The 21,443-nt window shown below is 65.6% G+C and carries 21 protein-coding genes; 6 read left to right on the top strand and 15 right to left on the bottom strand.

Annotation, left to right across the window (positions count from 1 at the left end; genetic code table 11):
- Positions 1 to 47: 47 nt before the first annotated feature.
- From SPH52_RS03615 to SPH52_RS03605, 3 genes are all read right to left on the bottom strand, one after another.
- Positions 48 to 449, bottom strand: a complete 402-nt coding sequence (locus SPH52_RS03615) for a hypothetical protein (RefSeq protein WP_411793641.1) — start codon at positions 447 to 449, stop codon at positions 48 to 50.
- A gap of 124 nt (positions 450 to 573) precedes the next feature.
- Positions 574 to 1,566, bottom strand: a complete 993-nt coding sequence (locus tag SPH52_RS03610) for a lipid A deacylase LpxR family protein (RefSeq protein WP_411793640.1) — start codon at positions 1,564 to 1,566, stop codon at positions 574 to 576.
- Between the two features lie 103 nt (positions 1,567 to 1,669).
- A complete protein-coding gene (locus tag SPH52_RS03605) occupies positions 1,670 to 2,506 on the bottom strand; it encodes a fructosamine kinase family protein (RefSeq protein ID WP_411793639.1) in 837 nt (278 codons plus the stop codon).
- 89 nt (positions 2,507 to 2,595) lie between these two features.
- Here SPH52_RS03605 and SPH52_RS03600 point away from each other — a divergent pair, with 89 nt between their 5' ends.
- Positions 2,596 to 5,442 (top strand): AMP-binding protein, encoded by a 2,847-nt coding sequence (locus SPH52_RS03600; RefSeq protein WP_411793638.1) that lies wholly within the window; start codon positions 2,596 to 2,598, stop codon positions 5,440 to 5,442.
- A gap of 57 nt (positions 5,443 to 5,499) precedes the next feature.
- On the opposite strand, the gene SPH52_RS03595 is transcribed toward SPH52_RS03600, so the two are convergent.
- Complete coding sequence (locus SPH52_RS03595) at positions 5,500 to 6,006, bottom strand: fasciclin domain-containing protein (protein WP_411793637.1); 507 nt, start codon at positions 6,004 to 6,006, stop codon at positions 5,500 to 5,502.
- A 195-nt stretch (positions 6,007 to 6,201) separates the two neighbouring features.
- On the opposite strand from SPH52_RS03595, the gene SPH52_RS03590 reads away from it, so the two are divergent.
- The gene (locus SPH52_RS03590; protein ID WP_411793636.1) at positions 6,202 to 6,513 is read left to right on the top strand and encodes an NGG1p interacting factor NIF3; all 312 of its coding nucleotides are present in this window, start codon (positions 6,202 to 6,204) and stop codon (positions 6,511 to 6,513) included.
- Between the two features lie 17 nt (positions 6,514 to 6,530).
- Here the strand turns inward: SPH52_RS03590 and xylB are convergent, their stop codons facing one another.
- From xylB to SPH52_RS03535, 11 genes are all read right to left on the bottom strand, one after another.
- Positions 6,531 to 8,018, bottom strand: a complete 1,488-nt coding sequence (xylB, locus tag SPH52_RS03585; protein ID WP_411793635.1) for a xylulokinase — start codon at positions 8,016 to 8,018, stop codon at positions 6,531 to 6,533.
- Positions 8,018 to 9,511, bottom strand: a complete 1,494-nt coding sequence (locus SPH52_RS03580; protein ID WP_411793634.1) for a mannitol dehydrogenase family protein — start codon at positions 9,509 to 9,511, stop codon at positions 8,018 to 8,020. Before SPH52_RS03580 ends, xylB begins: the two co-directional genes overlap by 1 nt.
- Before the next feature lie 68 nt (positions 9,512 to 9,579).
- A complete protein-coding gene (locus SPH52_RS03575; protein WP_411793633.1) occupies positions 9,580 to 10,203 on the bottom strand; it encodes a nucleoside triphosphate hydrolase in 624 nt (207 codons plus the stop codon).
- A gap of 4 nt (positions 10,204 to 10,207) precedes the next feature.
- Positions 10,208 to 10,990 carry an L-iditol 2-dehydrogenase gene (locus tag SPH52_RS03570; RefSeq protein WP_411793632.1) on the bottom strand — a complete coding sequence of 261 codons (783 nt, stop codon included), beginning with the start codon at positions 10,988 to 10,990 and terminating at the stop codon, positions 10,208 to 10,210.
- A complete protein-coding gene (locus tag SPH52_RS03565) occupies positions 10,987 to 11,706 on the bottom strand; it encodes an HAD family hydrolase (RefSeq protein WP_411793631.1) in 720 nt (239 codons plus the stop codon). The genes SPH52_RS03570 and SPH52_RS03565 overlap by 4 nt, the downstream gene beginning before the upstream one ends.
- A gap of 11 nt (positions 11,707 to 11,717) precedes the next feature.
- Positions 11,718 to 12,860, bottom strand: coding sequence for an ABC transporter ATP-binding protein (locus SPH52_RS03560; protein WP_411793630.1), 1,143 nt, complete (start codon positions 12,858 to 12,860; stop codon positions 11,718 to 11,720).
- Between the two features lie 12 nt (positions 12,861 to 12,872).
- Entirely contained in the window at positions 12,873 to 13,787 is a 915-nt protein-coding gene (locus SPH52_RS03555; protein ID WP_411793629.1) for a carbohydrate ABC transporter permease, read from the bottom strand.
- Between the two features lie 15 nt (positions 13,788 to 13,802).
- Positions 13,803 to 14,693, bottom strand: a complete 891-nt coding sequence (locus SPH52_RS03550) for a carbohydrate ABC transporter permease (protein ID WP_411793628.1) — start codon at positions 14,691 to 14,693, stop codon at positions 13,803 to 13,805.
- Between the two features lie 67 nt (positions 14,694 to 14,760).
- Positions 14,761 to 16,065, bottom strand: coding sequence for an ABC transporter substrate-binding protein (locus tag SPH52_RS03545; protein WP_411793627.1), 1,305 nt, complete (start codon positions 16,063 to 16,065; stop codon positions 14,761 to 14,763).
- Positions 16,066 to 16,210: 145 nt separating this feature from the next.
- A complete protein-coding gene (locus tag SPH52_RS03540; RefSeq protein ID WP_411793626.1) occupies positions 16,211 to 17,170 on the bottom strand; it encodes a sugar-binding transcriptional regulator in 960 nt (319 codons plus the stop codon).
- Positions 17,171 to 17,196: 26 nt separating this feature from the next.
- On the bottom strand, positions 17,197 to 17,754 hold the full coding sequence (locus tag SPH52_RS03535) for an NUDIX hydrolase (protein ID WP_411793625.1): 558 nt from the start codon (positions 17,752 to 17,754) through the stop codon (positions 17,197 to 17,199).
- Positions 17,755 to 17,824: 70 nt separating this feature from the next.
- On the opposite strand from SPH52_RS03535, the gene SPH52_RS03530 reads away from it, so the two are divergent.
- The 4 genes from SPH52_RS03530 to SPH52_RS03515 are packed head-to-tail and all read left to right on the top strand — an operon-like array spanning position 17,825 to position 21,397.
- Positions 17,825 to 18,469 (top strand): CoA pyrophosphatase, encoded by a 645-nt coding sequence (locus tag SPH52_RS03530; RefSeq protein ID WP_411793624.1) that lies wholly within the window; start codon positions 17,825 to 17,827, stop codon positions 18,467 to 18,469.
- A 47-nt stretch (positions 18,470 to 18,516) separates the two neighbouring features.
- Positions 18,517 to 19,176: a 2OG-Fe(II) oxygenase gene (locus tag SPH52_RS03525; RefSeq protein WP_411793623.1), complete on the top strand. Its 660-nt coding sequence runs from the start codon at positions 18,517 to 18,519 to the stop codon at positions 19,174 to 19,176.
- Positions 19,176 to 20,756 (top strand): PAS domain S-box protein, encoded by a 1,581-nt coding sequence (locus tag SPH52_RS03520; RefSeq protein WP_411793622.1) that lies wholly within the window; start codon positions 19,176 to 19,178, stop codon positions 20,754 to 20,756. Before SPH52_RS03525 ends, SPH52_RS03520 begins: the two co-directional genes overlap by 1 nt.
- Positions 20,753 to 21,397, top strand: a complete 645-nt coding sequence (locus SPH52_RS03515) for a response regulator transcription factor (protein ID WP_411793621.1) — start codon at positions 20,753 to 20,755, stop codon at positions 21,395 to 21,397. Before SPH52_RS03520 ends, SPH52_RS03515 begins: the two co-directional genes overlap by 4 nt.
- The last annotated feature ends 46 nt before the right edge of the window (positions 21,398 to 21,443 follow it).

The raw sequence follows: 21,443 nt of genomic DNA, 5'->3' as shown, positions 1-21,443 counted from the left end.
ATTTTACATTCATGCATGTATGGATGTAAATCGAATGGTGGAAAAGCTCAGTCGCTCCGTGGCCGGCTGCGCAGGATTCGCCCTTCGGGATGCACCTCGATGCGGCCGCCACTGCCGGAGCCCACCACGTCGTCGCGCCATGGGTCGCCACGCTCCCGCTGTCTCACCCCAGGCCGGAGTGGTTCGTCCGGGCGCGAGGTTCTGTCCCATTGGAAATAGGGATCGAAGAGCATCCAGGGCAATTCGATATTGAGTGCAGGGTCGTACTGGCGCTGTTGTCGCCAGTGTTCGCGATGCCAGGCAAGGGGTTGGAAGATCGGCTGCCAGGCAGTAGGCGCAGGCGCGTGGCGCTCGCCTGGCGTGGCTCCGGCAGGGGCGCTTACGGCAAGCCATCCTGTCAGCAAGAGCGCTACACCGCCAACTCGCCGAAGCTGAAACAGGTCGTTCATCGCATTGCCCTCCCACCGCTCGTCATGACGCCAAGCACATTCGACGGCCAGGTTCCCAGTATAGGTCGGCCATCGACTGGGCTAGCTACGACGCCGCGGAGCATCGCGCGTTCGACAGTATTGCTCAGAACCGATAGCTCATGGAGAGTGCACCGTGCACGGTACTGCTCTCCTGCTCCTCGAACTCCTTGCTGCGCCAGACATGCGCCACGCTTACCTGCCACTTCTCCCAGGTCAGCGCCAACCCCAGCACGGCATCGCCGACCAGTTCGCGGCGGTCGACCGAATGGCTGTCGCGCACGGTGTTGCCGTCGAGCAGCAGGTTATGCGCTACATAGCGCCCCTGCAGGGCGGCAAAGACGTGCCAGCCGCTGCCCGGCGACATCGGGACATGACGATAGCCGCCCTGCTCCGCCCCCAGGGAGGGCCAGCCCATGGCGTTGTCCAACCCTTGGCCAAGGCGCAGGCCGTAGCCGGCCCCGGCCTGGACGATGAGGTTGCCGAGGGATGCCGAAAGCCCAGGCCCGTGCTGCATTTCCAAGCGTCCCAGCGACTGGCGATGCCACCAGTGGCGGCGATAGGAGGCGTTGAGGATGGGCTCGTTGCCCAACTGATGGGACCAACCGCGGGGCCGCTGGGCATTGACGAAACGGTGCACCTCGCGCTGGATGCTATCGGCCGACGTGACTGGCCCGACCACGCCAACGTCGAACTGCAGTGCCTCTTCACGCTGCCAGTCGTTCTGCATCGGCTGCCGACCGTAAAGTGACAGGCCACCCAGTACCAGGCCGGCGTAGGGGCGATCATCCTCGATCAGGTCACGCCGCTCCACTTCCACCGGTGTGTACATGCGATAGCTCAGGTGATAGCTCAACGCATCGACCCGATCCAACCAACCGTTCGGAAGTCCCCCAGCGATACGCTGGCTCCAGTGATCTGGCGCTGCTGCCTGAGTCCAGAGGAGTTCTGCACCAGCCGTATAATTGTCGTCATCGCTGCTGAACATGCCGTCATTGTCCACTTGCAGAGTGACGGTTCCGGGGGCTGCCAAGGCCGGCGTCGACAACAACCAGGCAATAATCAATACGCCGATGAAACCGCTTGAATGTCGGTTCATACCGTTCCTCTTCCTTGAGTGAGCGCACAAACATACTTGAGTGTATGTAGAGAGCAAGGGGCTGGCAATATTCAAACAAACTTTCGAATGAAAGTTGCCGGCGTCAATCCTCCACGGCGGTAACCGCCCGCTCGACCCCACCTCGATAGCCGCCACCGAACAGCAAAAGGTGGTTGAGCAAGGGATAGAGCTGGAACAGAGCCTCGCGCCGTGACCAGTCGGATGGAGCCTCGCCATCCCAGTAGGCCTCGAAGAAGATCTCGCCGGGACAACCGAACAGCGTCAGCATGGCCAGGTCCACTTCCGGGTAGTGGCGATACACCGCGGGGTCGATGATCGCCGGTCCCTGCGGCGTATGCAGCACATTGCCCGACCAGAGATCCCCATGCAGCAGACTAGCCGGCGCGTCCGGCAGCCACTCTTCGAGCGCTTCCGCCACGGCCTCGATGCGGCCACGCAGCCGGTTATCCAACAGTCCCCTTGCGTGGCAAGCCCGGGCCAGCGGCAGCAGACGCCGCTCGCGCTGAAAGGCACGCCCGTCGGCTAACGCCGCATTGGGCTGGGGTGTGCGTCCACAGGCATTGTCCCGCGGCCAGCCGTGCTCGGTTGTGCTGTGTGAATGCAGTTCGCGCAGGCCTTCGCCCAGCGCCATGGCGGAACGTGGCGAGCGCGAACCGGCCTCGAGCGCCTCCATGACTAGCCAGCCGTCGCCCAGCGCCAGCACTTCCGGCACTCGCAGCGAGCTGCCCGCCTCGTGCAAGGACTGCAGACCATCCGCTTCGCCGTATAGCCGCGCGGCGTCATCCCGCTTGACCACCACTGGCCCTTGGGACGTTTCCAGCCAATAGACGGCGGCGATGTCGCCACCTCCGAGTGGCCGCAGCGGCTCCTGGGGAGAGAGGCCCTTTGCCTCCAGCAGTGCAGCAAGCGTCTGGTCCATCCATCGTCTCCCTGGCCGGTAACTACAGTAATGGAGAAACCATGCCATGTCGTAGTCCATTGCCCAAGGGCGCACAATGAAGGTGACGTATGCAGAAACGCGACGATGGTCATGACACGCCGGCCACGGATCCCATGCAGCCGCGGCTGTTGGCGCTGCTCGAGGAGCTGATCCAGGAAACGCACCCCGACCGGTGTAATGGAGTTCCCGTGCGGTTGAACTCACGCCTGGACCGGGACCTTGGTCTGGATAGCCTCGCTCGCTCCGAGCTGTTGTTGCGCATCGAGCAGGCTTTCGGGGTTCGCTTGCCAGAGTCGGCGCTGCTCGCCGACACCCCCGCAGCTCTGCTGCAGTTGCTGCAGTCCCGCTCTGCCACGAAGCAGCAGCCAGGCAAGCCTCGTGCCACCGTTTCGCCATCGGCGCCTGAAGCCACTCATGGCAGCTTCGGCCCAGCAACCGGCGCCCCGACAGAGGCCACCACCCTCAATGCCGTCATGGACTGGCACCTGCAACGGCACCCGGATCGCCCCCACCTGTATCTCTATGGCGAGGAGGACGATCCCCAGATCCTCAGCTATGGCGAGCTGGAACTGGGTGCACGGAGGGTTGCCGCGGCGCTGGAATTGCGCGGCACACGTCACGGCGACCGCATCGCCCTGATGCTGCCAACCTCGCGAGACTACTTCGTTGCGTTCTTCGGCGTGCTTCGAGCCGGCGCCGTGCCCGTTCCCATCTACCCCCCTGCCCGTCCCGCCCAGCTAGAGGAACACCTGCGGCGCCATGGGCGAATCCTGGACAGTGCCGGAGCCGGCCTGTTGATCACCGTCGCCGAGGCGAGCTCGGTAGCGCATCTGCTGCATGCCGAGGCGCCCCAACTGCGTCATATCGTGACCCTGGCGGAACTCGATGAGCAGCCTTCTTCGGCGCCACCTCATCCTCCCGAGGCTTCGAGTCTGGCCCTTTTGCAGTACACCTCGGGGAGTACCGGCGACCCCAAGGGCGTGCAGCTCTCCCACGCCCAACTGTTGGCCAACATCCGTGCCATGGGCGAACGGCTGGAGGCCACGCCGGACGACGTCTTCGTCAGTTGGCTGCCGCTCTATCATGACATGGGACTGATTGCGGCCTGGCTCGCCAGCCTCTATTACGCCATCCCGCTGGTGGTGATGTCGCCACTGGCCTTCCTGTCGCGCCCGTTGCGTTGGCTGGAACTGATAGACCGCCACCGCGGCACCATTTCCGGCGCCCCCAATTTCGGCTACGAACTGTGCCTGCGCGCCATCCCACCGGAGCGCATCCAAGGCATGGACTTGAGCTGCTGGCGGGTCGCCTTCAACGGCGCGGAGCCGGTCAGTGCCTCCACCATGGAACACTTTACCAAGCTGCTGGCCCCCGCGGGGCTGCGCAGGGACGCGCTGATGCCGGTCTACGGGCTGGCCGAGGCCGCGGTCGGGCTGTGCGTGGCTCGCCCCGGCCGCGGCGTAGTGGTCGATTCGGTCAATCGCGATCGCTTCGCTGCCAGCGGTGAAGCACGCCCCGAGTACGATCCGGCGGCTGCGCAGGGCTTCGTCAATTGCGGCCCGCCGTTGCCCGGCTATGCGCTGCGTATCGTCGATGACCAGGGTCATACGCTTGCCGAGCGTCAGGAGGGTGACATCGAGTTCCAGGGCCCCTCCGCTACCGACGGCTACTTCGACAACCATGAAGAGTGCGAGAAGCTGCGTCACGGCGACTGGCTGCGCACCGGTGACCGCGGCTACCTTGCCAACGGCGACCTGCACGTGAGCGGACGGCGCAAGGACGTGCTGGTACGCGGGGGGCGTAACATCTACCCCTACGACATCGAAGCAGCGGTTGGCCGCCTCGAGGGCATACGCAAGGGGTGCGTGGCAGTATTCGGCAGCCACGACCAGGCGACCGGCGTCGAGTCGCTGATCGTAGTGGCGGAAACCCATGTCGAAGACCCCGCACAGCGCCGAGAGCTACATGGCGCCATCGCCGATACGGTAGTGGCTATCGTCAACGTGCCGGCCGACGATATTCGACTGGTACCGCCACATAGCGTGCTCAAGACCTCGAGCGGCAAGATCCGCCGTGCCGCAACCCGCGACTTCTATCAACAAGGGCGATTGGGCGAGCGGGCTCCCCCGGTCTGGCGCCAGGTGGCCGGGCTGACGCTACGCTCATGGTGCCGTCGGCTGCGCCTGGGCTTGGCCGAGGCGTGCAACTGGGCATACTACGCCTATGCCTGGTCGCTCTTCGGACTCGGGATCGGCCTGTTAGCGCTAGTGGGCTTGCCCCTGCCCCGGCTGGCCTGGCGCTGGCGTGCCGCCCACATCATCACTCGGGCTCTGATGCCCCTGGCCGGCATACGCCTGCATGTCCACGGTCGGGAGCATCTTCCGGGCAAGCGCCCCTGCGTGCTGGTCACCAACCACGCCAGCTATCTGGACGTGCTGGTGCTGACCGCCGCCCTGCCCTGTACCATGCGCTACCTGGCCAAGGAGGAACTCGAGCATCGCACCGCGACCCGCCTACCGCTGACTCGCATGGGCGCACTGTTCGTCGAGCGCTTCGACCCACGCCAGGCGGAGCGGGACATGCAGCAGGTGGAACAGGCCGTGGCGGCGGGGGATACCCTCGCCATCTTTCCCGAAGGTACCTTTCACCCCGAGCCCGGCCTGGACGATTTTCACATGGGGGCCTTTCTCACCGCAGCGCATGCCGGCGTGCCGGTGGTACCGGTCGCCATCGACGGCACGCGCCGGCTATTGCGAGGTAGAGAGTGGCGACCTCATCCCGGCCGGGTCGCCATTCACCTAGGCTCGCTCCTGCAACCCGAAGGGAGCGACTGGAATGCAGCGCTACGGCTCAAGAACGACGCCTATGACTTCATCCTGCGTCACTGTGGCGAAGACCGGCGGCGGCGAGGCTGAACCATGAAAAAGCCACCCCGGAGGGTGGCAAGGCGGACACAGCAATACTCCTCCCGTTCACTCGGGAAGCAACACGCTGTCGATGACGTGAATCACGCCGTTGCTGGCTTCGATATCGGCCTGGATCACGCTGGCATCGTTGACCATCACGCTGCCGTCCATGGTGGTGATGGAAATGTCCTGTCCCTGAACGGTCGTGGCGCTGTCCAGCCCCATGGCATCCTCGGCCATGACCTTGCCCGCCACGACGTGATAGGTCAGTACCGCCTGGAGCTGCTCGAGGTTCTCGGGCTCCAGCAGGCTCTCCACGGTGCCTTCGGGCAGGGCGGCAAAAGCCTCGTCCGTCGGGGCAAAGACCGTGAAAGGCCCCTCGCCCTTGAGCGTTTCCACCAGGCCCGCCGCTTCCAGCGCGGTCGCCAGGGTCTCGAACTGACCGGCTGCCACGGCGGTATCGACGATATCCAGTTGGCCGCCATGGTGGTCGGCCTGCACGGCGCCCGCCAAGGTGACACCCAGCAAGCCAGCTCCCACCCAACCGATGGCCACTCGTTGCAACGTCTTCATTGATGCGTACCTCGCAGGTGAACGGTGAGGATTCGAGTCGAACTGACCAAACCCTATACACAAAATAATATCTGTACAAATATTGGACAAGTATTTTTTTACGCATCACCGTTGTTGCCTAGGTACTGACGCGACGCCTCAGCTATGGCAAAAAGGAGAGGCTAGGAGAACGTCATCCGTGACAGGGAGAACACGATGTACAAGCTTGCCTTCTACGTTCCGATCGAGGATGCCGAAGCGGTCAAGGAAGCCGTCTTCGCCAGCGGGGCCGGTCGCATCGGCGACTACGAGGCGTGCTGCTTCGAGACCCGTGGCACCGGCCAGTTTCGCCCGCTGGATGGCGCCAACCCACATATCGGGCAGGTCGGCGATCTGGAAAAGGTGGAGGAAGTGAAGGTGGAACTGGTCTGCGAGGACGCGCTGATTCGCGATGCCGTCAAGGCCCTGCGTGCCGCCCATCCCTACGAGGAGCCGGCCTTCGACGTGTGGAAGCTGGAAACCTTCTAGGCCCCGAATGTCCCGGGTTAGCGCTCCACTACGCCATGCTGCGCTGCCAGCGCCTCGCGATAGCGCGAGTAGACCGCTTCGTAGGCCTGCGTTCTGGCGGCTTCGGGCTCGACCAGTGAAGCTTCGTCGAGATGCACCAGGCGTTCGCAAAGCGCGGCCAGCGAGAGATCCCGGCGCTCGCACCAGGCCGCCTGCAGCGCAGCCCCCAGCGCCGCGGCATCGGTCACCTGCGGGCAGACCACCTGGGTGCCGGTAATATCGGCCACCATTTGTCGCCAGACCGGGCTTCTCGCTCCGCCGCCGACCAGGCGGATCTGGCTCGCTCCGGCGGCCAGCGGCCCGAGCAGCTCGAGGCCATAGCGCATGCCGAAGGTGGCACTCTCTACCACCGCCCGACACAGGTTGGCCTGGGTCAGGTTGCGGCTGTCGAGCCCCAGGAAGCTCGCCGTGGCGTGCGGCAGCGCCGGCACCCGCTCGCCGTTGAAGAACGGCAGAACCGTCACTCCCTCGGCGCCGATCGGGGCCGCGGCCAGGCGCTCGCCGAAGGCCGCCAGATCGAGACCGAACAGCTCGCGCACCAGGGTGCTGGCCGAGGTCACGTTCATGGTGCAGATCAGCGGCAGCCAGCCGCCGTGGCTGGTACAGAAGTTGGCGACCATGTCGCTCTCGGCACGCACCGGCTCGGGCGAGTAGGCACAGACGGTGCCCGAGGTACCCAGGCTCAGGGTGACGATGCCGGGAACGATGTTACCGGTGCCGATGGCGCCGAGCATGTTATCGCCACCCCCACTTGCGACCAGAATGCCCTCACCCAGCCCCAGCTCACGGGCCACTTCCGGGCGCAGCGTGCCGGCCGGTTCGCGGGAGTCGATCAGCCGCGGCAGCACGCGCCCGGGGTCGAGCTCCGGAGCAATCTCGGCAAAGACGTCGTGACGCCATTGCCGGCTGCGAGTATCGAAGTAGCCGGTACCCGACGCATCGCCGGCCTCCGCCACCTTCTCACCGGTGAGCCAGTAGTTGAGGTAGTCGTGAGGCAGCAGGATGGCGTCGATGCGCCGATAGGCGTCCGGATGCGACTCGCGCAGCCAGGCGATCTTGGAGGCGGTGTAGCCGGTCTGCAGTACCAGCCCGAGCCGCTCGAGGCAGCCCACCGGGCCGCCGAGGCGCTCGACCAGCACGGCGTTGTACATTGCCGTCTCGGTGTCGCACCACAGCTTGGCCGGATGCACCGGCCGCCCCGCGTCGTCGAGTGCCACCATGCCGTGCTGCTGGCCGGAAACGCCGATGGCACGGATCTCGCGGCGCTCGATGCCGGCCCGGCTCACGGCCTCCTCGAACGCTCCGCGGAAGGCCTCGAGCCACTCCTGGGGCTGCTGCTCGCGGCGCCCGTTCTCGCCCTCCACCAGGCGGTGCGGACGGCTCGCCTCGCCGAGGATCGCCTCGCCCTCGACATCGACCACCACCACCTTGGTGCTCTGGGTACCGCAGTCCACCCCGATATACATTACTCCGCTCCTTGCCCTTGCTCCCCCATCAGGGCTTCAAGGGTAGCGCGCGCGCCGCGTTCATGCAGGCTCTTCAGGGTAGCCAGATAGGCCTCACAGAAACGCTCGTGCCCGGCCAGGTCGCCGAACAGCTCGCGGTTGTCGATGAAGGCGGTGGGCTGCGTGCGGTTGGCGGCGGCCAATGTCATCAGCTCGTCCTTGAGACGATCGACCACCACGATGGGTTCGCCCTGCTCATCGACCCCCTCCGCATAGCGCGCCCAGCTGGCCACTACCGCCGCACTGCGGTGGATCTCCCCGCCTTTTGCGAGCTGCTCGCGAATCACCGGCACCAGCCACTTGGGGATACGATCGGAACTCTCGGCGCACAGGCGTGCCAGGGTGTCCTTGATCTCAGGATTGGCGAAGCGCTCGATCAGGGTCAGGCGGTACTGCTCGAGATCCACCCCCGGCACCGGCGCCAGGGTGGGGCTGCCCTCATGGCGCATGTAGCCGAGCAGGAAGTCGACGAACAGCGGGTCACGACACACCTCGTGGGCGTAACGATAGCCGGCCAAGTAGCCGAAATAGCACAGCGCCTGGTGGCTGGCGTTGAGCAGGCGCAGCTTCATCATCTCATAGGGCTCCACGTCCTCGACCACCTGCACGCCGGCCTGCTCGAAGGGTGGCCTGCCGCAGACGAAGTGATCCTCCAGCACCCATTGAGTGAAAGGCTCGCATACCACCGGCCAGGCATCCTCGACGCCGAACTCGCGAGCAAGTTCCTCGATATCCGCCGGCTGGGTCACTGGGGTGATGCGGTCAACCATGGCATTGGGAAAGGCCACCTCGGCTTCGAGCCACTCCGCCAGGGCGGGATCGCGAGCCCGGGCAAAGGCGGCGAACATGCGCCTGGCCACCTCGCCGTTGCCCTGAATGTTGTCGCAGGACATGAGGGTGAACGGCGCCAGGTCGCGCTCACGCCGACGAACCAGGGCCTCGACCACCAGGCCGAAGGTGGTGCGCGGCACCTGTGGGTGGTCGAGGTCATGGCGCACGTCGGGATTGCCGAGGTCGAACTCGCCGCTCACCGGATGGAAGTTGTACCCCCCTTCGGTGACGGTCAGCGAGACGATGCGAATGTTGGGATCCGCCATGCGCTCGATGGCGGCCTCGGGATCGTCGGGGGCGAACACATAGTCGAGCATGGCACCGATCACCCGCGGCTCACGCTCGCCATTCGAGTGCTTCACTACCAGCGTATAGAGATGGTCCTGCGCGGCGAGCGCTTCCTGCATGCGCCGGTCGCCGGGCATAACGCCGACGCCGACGATGCCCCAGTCGAGCGCCAGGCCGCGGTTCATCAGCTCGTCGAGATACATCGCCTGATGGGCGCGATGGAATCCGCCGATGCCGATGTGCACGATGCCTGGCGTCAGCGCCTGGCGGTCGTAGCGCGGCACGGCGATGCGTGGATCGAGGCGGGTGAGCGTGGCGTTGCTGAGAGCAGGCATAGGGGCACTCCTTGCCGCAAGCGGCAATGAACGAGAAATGATGGGTGGCAACGGCAGCGTGACGCGGCCTAACGCCAGTAGAGGTCCGGCGCGACGGATTCGCGCTTGATCAGTCGGGCATTGAGCATGTCCTTGTTTCGCGCCTTGTCGACGGCCCCCTGCTGGTCCTGGCCCATCCCCAGCCAGCGCTGGATCAGGCGAGCTTCGAGCACTTCGTCGGCCACCTCGAGGAATAGCGTCATGTCGAACAGCGAATGCAGCTCGCGCCAAGGGTCGCGGTCGAGCAGCAGGTAGTTGCCCTCGACGATGACCAAGCGATGCTCGAGGGTAATCAGGCACCCGCCGGCCCGGGCCAGGTCCAGCGGTCGGTCGAACACCGGCACCGCCACGGTTCTGTCTGCGCGGCGAATACGCTCCAGGTCGTGCCTGAGGCCGTCGGGGTCGAAAGTCTCCGGCGCGCCCTTGATCGGCAATTGGCCCAGCGGTTCGAGAATGGCGTTGTCGAGGTGGTAGCCATCCATCGGCACCACCGCGGCAATGCCTGGTGCCCTCTCGTTTAGCTCGCGACACAACCATTCGGAAAGGAACGACTTGCCCGCCCCCGGCGGCCCGGCCAGGGCGACGATGAAGCGCTGCCGGTTCTCGGCGGCCTCCAGCAAACGCACCGCCATGTCGTGAATATTGGGGTTCATTTTTTCAGCTCATCCAGTTACCGCCGTCGACGTTTAGGGTCTGTGCCACGACATACTCACTGTCATCCGAGGCAAGGAATACCGCTGCTCCGGCGTGATCCTCCGGTTTCCCCATGCGCCCGCAGGGCACCGCCTCGCCCACCAGGCGCTTCTTCTCGCCCAGCGGGCGATTCTCGTAGCGGGCGAACAGCGCATCGACCTCGTCCCACATCGGCGTGTCGACCACGCCCGGCGCGATGCCGTTGACGCGAATGCCGTAGCGGATCAGGTCAAGCGCGCACGACTGGGTCAGGCTGATCACCGCCGCCTTGGTGGCGCAGTAGGTGCTCACCAGCGCTTCACCGCGACGCCCCGCCTGGGAGGCCATGTTGATGATCGCACCGCCTTCGCCACGGGCCACCATGTGCCGGGCCACCGCCTGCAAGGTGAAGAAGAGCCCCTTGGTGTTGACGGCGAACTGGCGGTCGAAGCTGCCCTCGCTGACCTCCAGCACCGGCGCCATGTCGAATATCGCGGCGTTGTTGACCAGGATGTCGATGGCGCCGAGGTGTTCCGTTACCGCCTGGATCATCGCCGCGATCGAGTCGCGGTCGCAGACGTCGAGGCGCACCCCCATGACGCGGTCGGCCCCCAGATGACGCAAGCCCGCCACGGCCTCTTTCACCGCGGCCCCATCGATATCGGCCACCGCGACCCGCGCTCCTTCAACGAGATAGCGCTCGGCGATGGCCAGGCCGATGCCGCGGGCGCCGCCGGTTATCACCGCCACTTTGTCTTGCAGTTTCATCTCGGACTTTCCTCGTTGGTTTCGCTCGCGGCCGCACTCGCGCTAACACGGCGACCTTCATGCCACTGTTGAATCAATGCCTCAAGGCCGTGCATGCCCGGCAGCACCCGCCACGCCCCGGCTTGGCGCAGCCGTTCGGCGTGCCCCTCTTCGATATGGCTGGCGCCGGTGAAGCCGATCACGGTCATGCCTGCGGCATGGGCCGCCGTCACCCCGGAGACGCTGTCCTCGATCACCAGGCAGTCGCTCGGCGCCCGGCCCATCTGGCGCGCCGCCAGCAGGTAGAGATCGGGGGCCGGCTTGGGTCGCTCGACCTCATCGGCAGTGAACAGCGGTACCCCGCCCAGCCGGGCGTCGAGCCCTGTGACGGCAAGCGACGCCAGCACCCGCCGCCGCCGGCTGTTGGAGACGATGGCCAGCGGCAGCTCGATCCGCGCCAGCGTTTCCGCTACGCCCTCCACAGCGCGCAGCTCATCGGCCAGGCGCGCCTCGATGGCATTGTCGATGCGATCCAGCGCATCCGCCGGCAGCTCATGTGCACTCTGCTGCTCCAGCCGGGCGAGAATCGCCCCGGTGGTCATGCCCAGCGCCTGGCGCAGGGCGACGTCCTCGGGAATGTCCGGTAACAGCAGGCTGAGCTGCTCCAGCAGCGTCGCCTCGGCGACGACCTCGCTGTCCACCAGCACGCCGTCGCAGTCGAAGATCAAGGTTTCCATGCCTACCCCGCTCATTGGCCACCGGCCACGCTTGGCGTACGGTTGTCCTGACGGTTGAGCCCGGCCAGGGGATGCCGTGCCAGGCTGGGCAGGGCCAGGTCCTTGGCATCGAAGAGATGGGCACAGGCGCGGTCGAAACCGAAGCGCAGGGTATCCCCGACCCGGCTTGCGACGTTACCGTCGGCGCTTACGGTAACCAGGGTGTCCTGCATGCGCACGTAGAGCGAGGTCACTCCACCCAGGCGCTCGATCACCTCGATACGCCCCGAGAGCGGCCCTTCGGGCTCGATCTGCAGGTGCTCGGGACGGATGCCAAGCGTCAACGATCCATCGGTCAGACCAGTGCCATCCACCTGCACTTCGCAGGTTGCACCGTCCGGCAGGCGCACCTCGACGCCCGTGGGACCGGCTTCTACAAGTTCGACCTCCAGGAAATTCATTTTCGGCGAGCCGATGAAGCCAGCCACGAAGCGGTTACGCGGATGGTGATAGAGCTCCATCGGCGAGCCCACCTGCTCGACCACGCCGCCCTGCAGCACGACGATCTTGTCGGCCATGGTCATGGCTTCGATCTGGTCGTGGGTGACGTAGATCATGGTGGCGTCGAGCTCTTCGTGCAGGCGCGCCAGCTCGATGCGCATCTGCACCCGCAGCGCCGCGTCGAGGTTGGAGAGCGGCTCGTCGAACAGGAAGATGCTGGGGTTGCGCACGATGGCACGGCCTATCGCCACGCGTTGGCGCTGCCCGCCCGAGAGCGCCTTGGGCTTGCGTTCGAGCAGCGGCTCGAGCTGCAGCACCGATGCAGCCTCGCGCACCTTGCGCCGGCGCTCCTCCTTCGGCACGCCGGCAAGCTTGAGGCTGAACCCCATGTTGTCCTCGACGGTCATGTGCGGGTAGAGCGCGTAGCTCTGGAACACCATCGCCAGGCCACGCTCGGCCGGACCGACCTCGTTCATGCGCTGCCCGTCGATCAGGATATCGCCCGAAGTAGCGCTCTCGAGGCCGGCGATAATGCGCAGCAGGGTCGATTTGCCGCAGCCAGAGGGGCCGACGAAGACCACGAACTCGCGATCGTTGACTTCCAAGTCGACGCCCTTGATGACCTGGGTGTCATCGAACTGCTTGACGATGTTGTTGAGTTTTAGCGTTGCCATGGGGAAACCTCGTTACTTGACGGCGCCGAAGGTGAGGCCACGTACCATCTGCTTCTGGGTCAACCAACCGAAGATCAGGATCGGCGCGATCGCCATGGTGGAGGCAGCCGACAGCTTGGCCCAGAACAGCCCCTCGGGACTCGAGAATGACGCAATGTAGGCAGTAAGCGGAGCGGCGTTCGACGAAGTCAGGTTGAGGCTCCAGAACGCCTCGTTCCAGCTCAGGATCACCGACAGCAGCCCGGTGGAGGCGATGCCGGGAAGGGTCAGCGGCAGCAGCAGGTAGATCACTTCCTGGAAGGTGTTCGCCCCGTCCATGCGCCCCGCCTCGAGGATGTCCCGCGGCAGGTCCTTGAAGAAGGTGTAGAGCATCCACACCACGATCGGCAGGTTCATCAGGGTATAGACGATGACCAGCCCGGTGCGGGTGTCGAGCAGGCCGAAATCGCGAAAGATCAGATAGATCGGCACCAGCACGCCCACCGGCGGCAGCATCTTGGTGGAGAGCATCCACAGCAGCGTGCCCTTGGTGCGCTTGGTCGGCAGGAACGCCATGGCATAGGCCGAGGGAATGGCGATGGCCAGCGCCAGCAAGGTCGAACCGAAGGCCACCACCACGCTGTTCAGGGCGAACTTGAAGTAATCGGCCCGGGCCTGCACGGCGATGTAGCTCTCCAGCGTCGGTGTGAAGATCAGGCTGGGGTCGGCGATCGCTTCGGCCTCGGTCTTGAAGCCGGTCAGCACCATCCACAGGATGGGAAAGAAGATGATCAGCGCAATGCCCCAGCCCAATAGCGTCAGCCATACCCGCCGCACTCCGGCGCTGGGAATCAGCGGCGTGTGGCGGGCGCGCGCCGCGCTGTCGTCGGGGACGCTTGCCAGCTGGCCATCGGCCGGCAGGGCCTGTTTGGTCTTGTATGTGGTCATGAGCGGCTCCTCGCCTCAGCTTTCCAGGTTCTTGGCCACCAGCCGAACCAGGAAGATGGCAACGATATTGGCCAGGATGATGGCGACCACCCCGCCGGCGGAGGCCAGGCCGACGTCGAAGTCGAGCAGCGCCTGGATGTAGATCAGGAACGCCAGGTTGGTAGTGGCGAGTCCCGGCCCACCGGACGTCGTAACGTAGATCTCGGCGAAGATCGTCAGCAGGAAGATCATCTGGATCATGATCACCACGCTGATGGCGCGCTTCAGGTGTGGCAGGGTGATGTAGAAGAACACCGCGATGGGCCCCGCCCCGTCCATGCGTGCCGCCTCGACCTGGTCGTCATCGAGCGACTGCATGGCGGTGAGCAATATCAGCAGCGCGAACGGCAGCCACTGCCAGGCCACGATGATGATGATCGAGGTCAGCGGCAGCGACGAGAACCAGTCCACCGCCGGCAGGCCGAATATCCCGGCGAGCCACGCCAGCACCCCGTTGGAGGGGTGCATCATCATGTTCTTCCACACCAGGGCACTGACCGTGGGCATGACGAAGAACGGCGAGATGGCCAGCACCCGGGCGATGCCGCGGCCGGGAAACTCCTGCTGGAACAGCACGGCAAGCAGGACGCCGCCGACCACGGTGATCGCCAGCACCGAGCCCACCAGCAACAGGGTATTGCCCATGGCACGCCACAGCGCCGGGTCGCTGAACAGGTATTCGTAGTTCTCCAGGCCGGCGAAACCCTCCATGCCCGGCATCAACAGGTTGTAGCGCTGCAGCGAAAACCATACGGTCATGCCCAGCGGGACCAGCATCCACAGCAGCAGCAGCGTGACCGCGGGGGCCTGCAGCGACAGCGAGCGCAGGCCACCGACAGTACGCCCGGAGGCGCGTGTCTTGCTCATAGCATCACCACATCAGGTTGGGAATTCGCCCCCGGGTACGACCCGGGGGCAAGGCGAGCGCCGTTGCTCAATAACCGGCGCGTTGCATGGTGCGCGCGGTGGCGCGCTGGGCGTTCTGCAGCGCCTGCTCGACGCTGGTGTCACCGGTCAGCGCCGAAGCAACCGTCTGGCCCACCTGGGTGCCGATCGACTGGAACTCGGGAATGCCCACGAACTGCACGCCGACATAGGGGCTCGGCTCCAGCGTCGAGTCGGTCGGGTCGGCGCTGTTGATCGCATCTAGCACGAATCCGGCGAAGGGCGCCTCGCGCTGGTAGTGCTCGTTCTCGTAGGTGGATTGTCGGGTTCCCGGCGGCACGCTGGTCCAGCCTTCGTTTTCACCGACGAGTTCAACGTACTCCTGGGAGGTGGCCCAGGTCAGGAAGGTCTGAGCGGCTTCCTGCTTCTCCGAAGTGGCGGGAATGGCCAGCGCCCAGGACCACAGCCAGTGCGCCCCCTTGGGCGTCTCCGCCACCGGTGCCGGCGCGAAACCAAGTCGGTCGGCAACCTGCGATTCAGCCGGGTTGTAGAGCTTGCCCGCCGCCGAGGTGGCGTCGACCCACATGGCGCAGTTGCCGCGCGAGAACAGCGCCAGGTTCTCGTTGAAACCGTTGGAGCTGGCCCCCGGCGGGCCGTAGTTGCCGAGCAGGTCGACGTAGAATCCGATCGCCTCCTGCCAGGCCGGCGAGTCGAGCTCGGGGTTCCACTCCTCGTCGAACCAGCGTCCGCCGAAGGTGTTCACCAGGGTAGAGACGAAGGCCATGTTCTCGCCCCAGCCCGGCTTGCCGCGCAGGCAGATGCCGGCCAGCTGGTTGCTGGGGTCATGCAGCTCGGCGGCCCAGTCTCGCACCTGCTCCCATGTCGGCTGTTCGGGCATCTCGATACCGGCCTCCTCGAACAGGTCGGTACGGTAGTAGAGCATCGAACTCTCGGCGTAGAACGGCAGCGCGTAGAGCGAACCATCGTGACTCAGGCCGTCGCGTACCGGTTTCAGCAGGTCATCTTCCTGATAGGCCTCGGGCAGGTCATCGAGGGCGACCAGCCAGCCACGCTCGGCCCAGATCGGTGCCTCGTAGGTACCGATGGTCAGGACGTCGAACTGGCCGCCTCCGGTGGCGATATCGGTGGTCAGGCGCTGGCGCAGCACGTTCTCCTCGAGCACGACCCAATTGACCTCGATACCCGGATGGGCCTCCTCGAAGGCCGCGGTCAGGCTCTGCATGATGACCATGTCGTTGTTGTTGACCGTGGCGACGGTGATCGTCTCGGCCTGGGCCGCGGTGGCGACGGCAAGCGTCAGGCCGGCCAGGGGAAAGGCGTGAGCGAACTTCATGTCGTGCTCCTGTTGTGCGGGCTTGCCCATCGGGGCGTTGTAGTTGGTAGCCCGGGAGTCGCTGTTTTGATCAAATAATCAACTGACGATCAAATGATCGAACAAGGAGCAAAAAAAGGCAAAGCCAATGCCCTTAGACTTTAGGCTAGGCCAGGTCTTCGCTCTCGAGGATGAAACGTGCGGCGCTCTCGTCGGTGATCAAGCCCTTGAGCCAGCCCCCTCGCAGAGCGGCAAGAATGGCAGGGCCCTTGTCACGCCCACCGGCCAAGGCCACCAGGGTCTGATCGCGGAACATGTTGAGCGGCAGGCTGGTGACGCGCCGGGTAATGGAGCACTCGATCACCTGGCCGCTCTGGTCGAGCGGCCAGCCGAGCAGCTCGCCCACGGCCTGGCGCGAGAGCAGCTCTTCGAGCTCGGCCTCGCTGATGAAGTGGTCCTGGAACAGGGTGGCCTGGCGGTCGATGCGACCCACGCCGATATAGGCCGCCTCGGCACCCTTGGCGATGTCGACGATGGCCTGGAACAGCCGCTGCCCGAGCATTGCTTCCTTCTCCTCCACCGTGCCGGCCACCACCGGCGCGGGCAGCAGGAAGCGTTCGCCACCGGTCTTGTCGGCCAGCACCATCACGCCGTCGTAGCGGTTGGCCGAGCCGTCGCGGGCGACGTTGCCCACCAGCGAGACGAAGCGATGCTGCGGACGCTCGATGCGACTGAGCGCCTCCACCGTGGCGCGTACCGAACGCCCGGTGCCCAGCGAAAGCGTTAACGGCTCGGAGCGCTCGATCAGCCGCGCCAGCCGCTCCGCTCCTGCCACCGCCAGGTAGTGCGCACTGCTCTCGGGTGCCTCCGGGTCGGCCGGTACCACGTCGCAGAATTCGAGGTCAAAGCGCTTGAGGATGGCGTCCGACATCACCATGCAGTTGGCCAGCGGATGGTCGATATGCACCTTGACCAGTCCCTCCTGGCGCGCCAGGGCCAGCAGCCGCTGCACGCCGGGGCGCGACACGCCGAGCTGGCTGGCAATCTCGTCCTGGGTGCGCCCTCCCACATAGGAGAGCCAGGCCGCACGCGCCGCCTGGTCCAGTTTCAGCTCGAACTTGTCCACGTTACCCGCTCCTTCTCGATTGCCCATCAGGCCGAGCCAAAGTAGCGCTCGCGATCCTCGGCGGTGATATCGCTGATGTGCAGCGGATAGTGACCATTGTCGCGGTCGGCGTAGAAATGACGCAGAGTACGTTCGATGGTGGGAAAGGCCAACTCCTCCCAGGGGATCTCGTGCTCCTCGAACAGCGCCACCTCGAGGCTCTCCGGCCCGGCACAGAAATTGCCCGTGAGGTCGGCGCGAAAGATCATGTAGACCTGGTTGATGTGCGGCAGGTTGATCAGGGTATAGAGGCCGTGGATGTCGACCTCGGCGCAGGCTTCCTCCCAGGTTTCGCGGGCTGCTGCCTCGACGGTGGTCTCGGCGTTCTCCATATAGCCTGCCGGCAGGGTCCAGAAGCCCTTGCGGGGAGAGATGGCCCGACGGCAAAGCAGAACGCGCGAGCCGCTCACCGGCAGGGTGCCGGCGACGATGCGCGGATTCTGGTAGTGAATCGAACCGCAGGCATCGCACAGGTACCTGGGCCGGTCGTCCCCTGCCGGGATCGCGAAGCGCACGGTATGGCCACAGTGGCTACAGAAGTTCATGGATCTCCCTGGCAGGCTTGACGTCGGCGAAGGCCCCCGGGTAGAAGGAACCAAACCCGATGGAAACTCCATGTTAGAGAAACTACGCAAGCGCCTGCAAGCACACGCTCCCCGCCGCATGCGCCTCGACATGCCCCAGGCCGCGGTGCTGATGCCGATCGTCGACCGGCCCGAGCCTACGCTGCTGTTCACCCGCCGGGCAGGTCACCTCAATACCCACAGCGGCCAGGTGGCGTTTCCCGGCGGCAAGCGCGAGGACACCGACCGCGACCTGCTGACCACGGCGCTGCGTGAATCCCACGAGGAGATCGCTCTGCCGCCGGACCGTGTCGAACTGCTGGGTCGCCTGTCGGACGTGATCTCGCTGCATGGCATCCTGGTCACCCCCTATGTGGGCCTGATCCCTCCCGACCTGCCGCTCGCTCCCGACCCGGGGGAGCTCGACGCCATCTTCGAGGTTCCGCTCGAGTTGTTCCTGGAGGACCGCCGCCACCACACCGACGTGATCCCGGTGAACGGCCGTCCTTACTACGTGCCCAGCTATCATACCCAGGGCCAGGTGATCTGGGGCCTCTCGGCGATGATGCTGGTGGAGCTGCTGGCGGAGGGGTTCGAGCGCCCCATCAGCCTGTTCGATGAGCCGCCATGCGGTCGGCTGTGCTATTTTCCCGAACGGCTGTTGCGAAGCCCGAAAACCGAGACCCGTATCTCCTGATTCCAACCACCTGGTTTCGTTACCATCGCGGAGGTTACGCCTCGCCCATGTCGCTTCTCGCCCGCCCGGCCTTCACCGCCAACTCCCTGTCCCACTTGGTCGATGCCCTGGTCGAGCAGGGCTGGTTCATCGGCGAGGGATTTCTCGACGCCGAGCTATGCCACGACCTGCACCGGGAGCTTGCAGCAATGGCCGAGCGCGAAGCGCTCGTCGCCGCCGGCATCGGCCGCGGCGACGAGCACCAGCTACGCCGTGACATCCGCGGCGATGCCATCCACTGGCTCGACCGCGAGAGCCTGGCCCAGCGCCGCTATCTCGAGGCCATGGGCGAACTGCAGCGCGAACTGAACCAGGCGCTGTTCCTGGGCCTGTTCGAGTACGAGGCCCACTTCGCCCACTACCCGCCCGGGGCTTTCTACAAGAAGCATCTGGACAGCTTCCGTGGACGTGCCAACCGGGTGGTCTCCACGGTGGGCTACCTCAACCCCGACTGGCCGACAGACGGTGGCGGCGAAATGGCGATCTTCGCCGCCGACGATCCTGAGCGGGAAGTGGCCCGGGTTCGGCCCCAAGCCGGCAACTTTGCCTGCTTCCTCTCCGAGGAAGTGCCCCACGAGGTGCTGCCGACCCGCCTGCCGCGAGCCAGCATCGCCGGCTGGTTCCGGCGCAACGCCTCGCTGGGCGGCCTGGTGGATCCCGCACGCTGATGGCCAGCGAGATCGAGGCGCTGCGCGCACGCCTGGCCGATCTCGAGGCCTATAACACCGAACTCGAAGCGAGGGCCGCCGCTCTCGACGAGGAGAAGAGCCACTATCAATGGCTGGCGGAGAGCACCACCGACCTGATCTCGCGCCACGCCCGCGACGGCACCTTCCTCTACGCCTCCCAGGCCGCCCGCGACCTGCTCGGCTACGAACCGGAGGAGCTGATCGGCGTCTCGGCCTACGATCTGTTCCATCCTTCCGACCTCGGCGACCTGCTCAACAAATCGCCGCGGGTCTACTACCACGACGGCTTCTACCAGCAGACCTACCGCTTCCGTGCCAAGGATGGCCATTACGTGTGGTTCGAAACCACCAGCCGCACTCGCCGCGATCCGGCTACGGGTGAGCTGATCGACGTACTCTGCGTTTCCCGCGACGTGGGGCGGCGCATTCGGGTCGAGGCCAACCGTGAACGTCTGGCTCGAGTAGTGGAATCCACCACCGACTACGTGCTGTTCTGCGATGGCGACGAACGGCTGTTCTACTCCAACGAGGCGGCAAGACGCCTGCTGGGCCTGCCGCGCGAAGGCCTTGATGCGCCGCTGGAGCGGGCCTACACCCCAGCCTCGCTGGCCATCCTGCGCGAGATCGTACTGCCCGCCGTGGCGCGCTACGGCTCCTGGAGCGGCGAGCTGGAGATGCCGGGCCCCAGGGGGGCGGTGCCAGTGCTCAGCGTGGTACTGGCCCACCGCGGCCCCGGCGCCGAGCCCGACCATCTTTCCCTGCTCAACCGCGACATCGGCCTGCGCAAGGCCAACGAGGACCAGGCGCGGCGCCACCAGGAGCAGATCGCCCACGCCAACCGCCTGGCCACCACCGGCGAGCTGGCCTCCAATATCGCTCACGAACTCAACCAGCCCCTGGGCGCCATTGCCAACTACGCCAGCGGCGCGCTGATGCAGCTACGCGCCGACCCGAACCGCCCTGCCAGCGACCTGGCCCTGCCGCTCGAGCGTATCGACGAGCAGGTCCAGCGCCTGGCCGAGCGGCTGCGCCATATCCGCACCTTCGTGCGCAAGGGCCAGACCCGGCCACGCCCGGTCACGCTGCTCGACGTGGTCGACGCCGCCTGCCGCCTGTGCGAATGGCAGTTCCAGCAGGCCGGCATCAGGCTCGACCATAAGCTGCCGGAAGAGCTTCCTCGCGTTCAGGCCGACCCCATCGCCCTGGAGCAGGTACTGGTCAACCTGCTGCTCAATGCATTGGAGGCGAGTCGTGAACGCCCCGAGGCAGAACGGGTGACGATCCGTGCGCACCGCAGCGGCCCACGCGAGGTGACCTTCAGCATCATCGACCAGGGGCACGGCATCGGCGCCGACGAGGCCCAGGCGCTCTTCGTGCCGTTTCACTCCAGCCGGCCGGAAGGGCTCGGCATGGGTTTGGCCATCAGCCGCTCGCTGATGGAGGCCATGGGTGGCAGCCTGACCCTGGAGGACGGTTCCGATGGCGCCACCTTTACCGGTACACTGCTGGCCGAAGCCAGTCCTACTTACCGCAACCAGTCGCCCCGGAGCCAACCGTGACCCAGCCCGCCGCCTCTTGCATCGCCGTGGTCGACGACGACGAGGCGCTGCGCGACTCGCTGGCCTGGCTGCTCGACTCCGTGGGGCTGGCCACGTGCGCCTTCGCCGATGGCGAAGCCTTCCTCGCCGCCGAGCCCGAAAGCTTCGATGCCGTACTGCTGGACGTGCGCATGCCAGGGCTCTCCGGCCTGCAGGTACAGCAGCGGCTCAACGAGCGCGGCGCCACTGCACCGGTGATCTTCATGACCGGCCACGGCGACGTGCCCATGGCCGTGGCCGCGCTCAAGTCCGGCGCCTTCGATTTCATCGAGAAGCCCTTCAATCACCAACAGCTGATCGATGCCGTGCAGCAAGCGCTGGCTGAACATCAGAGGCTTCGCACGGTGCGAGAGAGGATCAATACCCTGCGCGCTCGCTATGACGCCCTGCGCCCCAAGGAGCGTGAGATAGTGGTACATGTGGCCGAAGGCATGACCAGCCGCGAGATCGCCGAGCATCTGGACGTCAGCGCCAAGACGGTGGAAGTCTATCGCCTGCGTGCCATGAAAGCGCTCGGCGCCGGCAGCCTGGCCGAGCTGGTGCGAATCTGCGTTGCGCTGGAGCTGGTGGAGGCGCTGCCGACGGAACCACGGCAACAGTAGGCAGGTCGCCTCAGACGCGCGCCGTGACGCCCGCAGCACACGCCGA

The organism is Halomonas sp. A29, from assembly GCF_046723295.1.
Classification (GTDB): Bacteria; Pseudomonadota; Gammaproteobacteria; order Pseudomonadales; family Halomonadaceae; genus Halomonas.
This window is presented reverse-complemented; position numbering and strand designations above follow the sequence as displayed.

Excerpts from the sequence above, each read along its gene's own strand:
- SPH52_RS03580 (WP_411793634.1), bottom strand. The coding sequence starts at position 9,511 with ATGCCTGCTCTCAGCAACGCCACGCTCACCCGCCTCGATCCACGCATC.
- SPH52_RS03605 (WP_411793639.1), bottom strand. The coding sequence starts at position 2,506 with ATGGACCAGACGCTTGCTGCACTGCTGGAGGCAAAGGGCCTCTCTCCC.
- SPH52_RS03555 (WP_411793629.1), bottom strand. The coding sequence starts at position 13,787 with ATGACCACATACAAGACCAAACAGGCCCTGCCGGCCGATGGCCAGCTG.
- SPH52_RS03575 (WP_411793633.1), bottom strand. The coding sequence starts at position 10,203 with ATGAACCCCAATATTCACGACATGGCGGTGCGTTTGCTGGAGGCCGCC.
- SPH52_RS03595 (WP_411793637.1), bottom strand. The coding sequence starts at position 6,006 with ATGAAGACGTTGCAACGAGTGGCCATCGGTTGGGTGGGAGCTGGCTTG.
- SPH52_RS03615 (WP_411793641.1), bottom strand. The coding sequence starts at position 449 with ATGAACGACCTGTTTCAGCTTCGGCGAGTTGGCGGTGTAGCGCTCTTG.
- SPH52_RS03530 (WP_411793624.1), top strand. The coding sequence starts at position 17,825 with ATGTTAGAGAAACTACGCAAGCGCCTGCAAGCACACGCTCCCCGCCGC.
- SPH52_RS03520 (WP_411793622.1), top strand. The coding sequence starts at position 19,176 with ATGGCCAGCGAGATCGAGGCGCTGCGCGCACGCCTGGCCGATCTCGAG.
- SPH52_RS03590 (WP_411793636.1), top strand. The coding sequence starts at position 6,202 with ATGTACAAGCTTGCCTTCTACGTTCCGATCGAGGATGCCGAAGCGGTC.
- SPH52_RS03600 (WP_411793638.1), top strand. The coding sequence starts at position 2,596 with ATGCAGAAACGCGACGATGGTCATGACACGCCGGCCACGGATCCCATG.
- SPH52_RS03560 (WP_411793630.1), bottom strand. The coding sequence starts at position 12,860 with ATGGCAACGCTAAAACTCAACAACATCGTCAAGCAGTTCGATGACACC.
- SPH52_RS03525 (WP_411793623.1), top strand. The coding sequence starts at position 18,517 with ATGTCGCTTCTCGCCCGCCCGGCCTTCACCGCCAACTCCCTGTCCCAC.
- SPH52_RS03610 (WP_411793640.1), bottom strand. The coding sequence starts at position 1,566 with ATGAACCGACATTCAAGCGGTTTCATCGGCGTATTGATTATTGCCTGG.
- SPH52_RS03565 (WP_411793631.1), bottom strand. The coding sequence starts at position 11,706 with ATGGAAACCTTGATCTTCGACTGCGACGGCGTGCTGGTGGACAGCGAG.
- SPH52_RS03545 (WP_411793627.1), bottom strand. The coding sequence starts at position 16,065 with ATGAAGTTCGCTCACGCCTTTCCCCTGGCCGGCCTGACGCTTGCCGTC.
- SPH52_RS03550 (WP_411793628.1), bottom strand. The coding sequence starts at position 14,693 with ATGAGCAAGACACGCGCCTCCGGGCGTACTGTCGGTGGCCTGCGCTCG.
- xylB (WP_411793635.1), bottom strand. The coding sequence starts at position 8,018 with ATGTATATCGGGGTGGACTGCGGTACCCAGAGCACCAAGGTGGTGGTG.
- SPH52_RS03570 (WP_411793632.1), bottom strand. The coding sequence starts at position 10,990 with ATGAAACTGCAAGACAAAGTGGCGGTGATAACCGGCGGCGCCCGCGGC.
- SPH52_RS03535 (WP_411793625.1), bottom strand. The coding sequence starts at position 17,754 with ATGAACTTCTGTAGCCACTGTGGCCATACCGTGCGCTTCGCGATCCCG.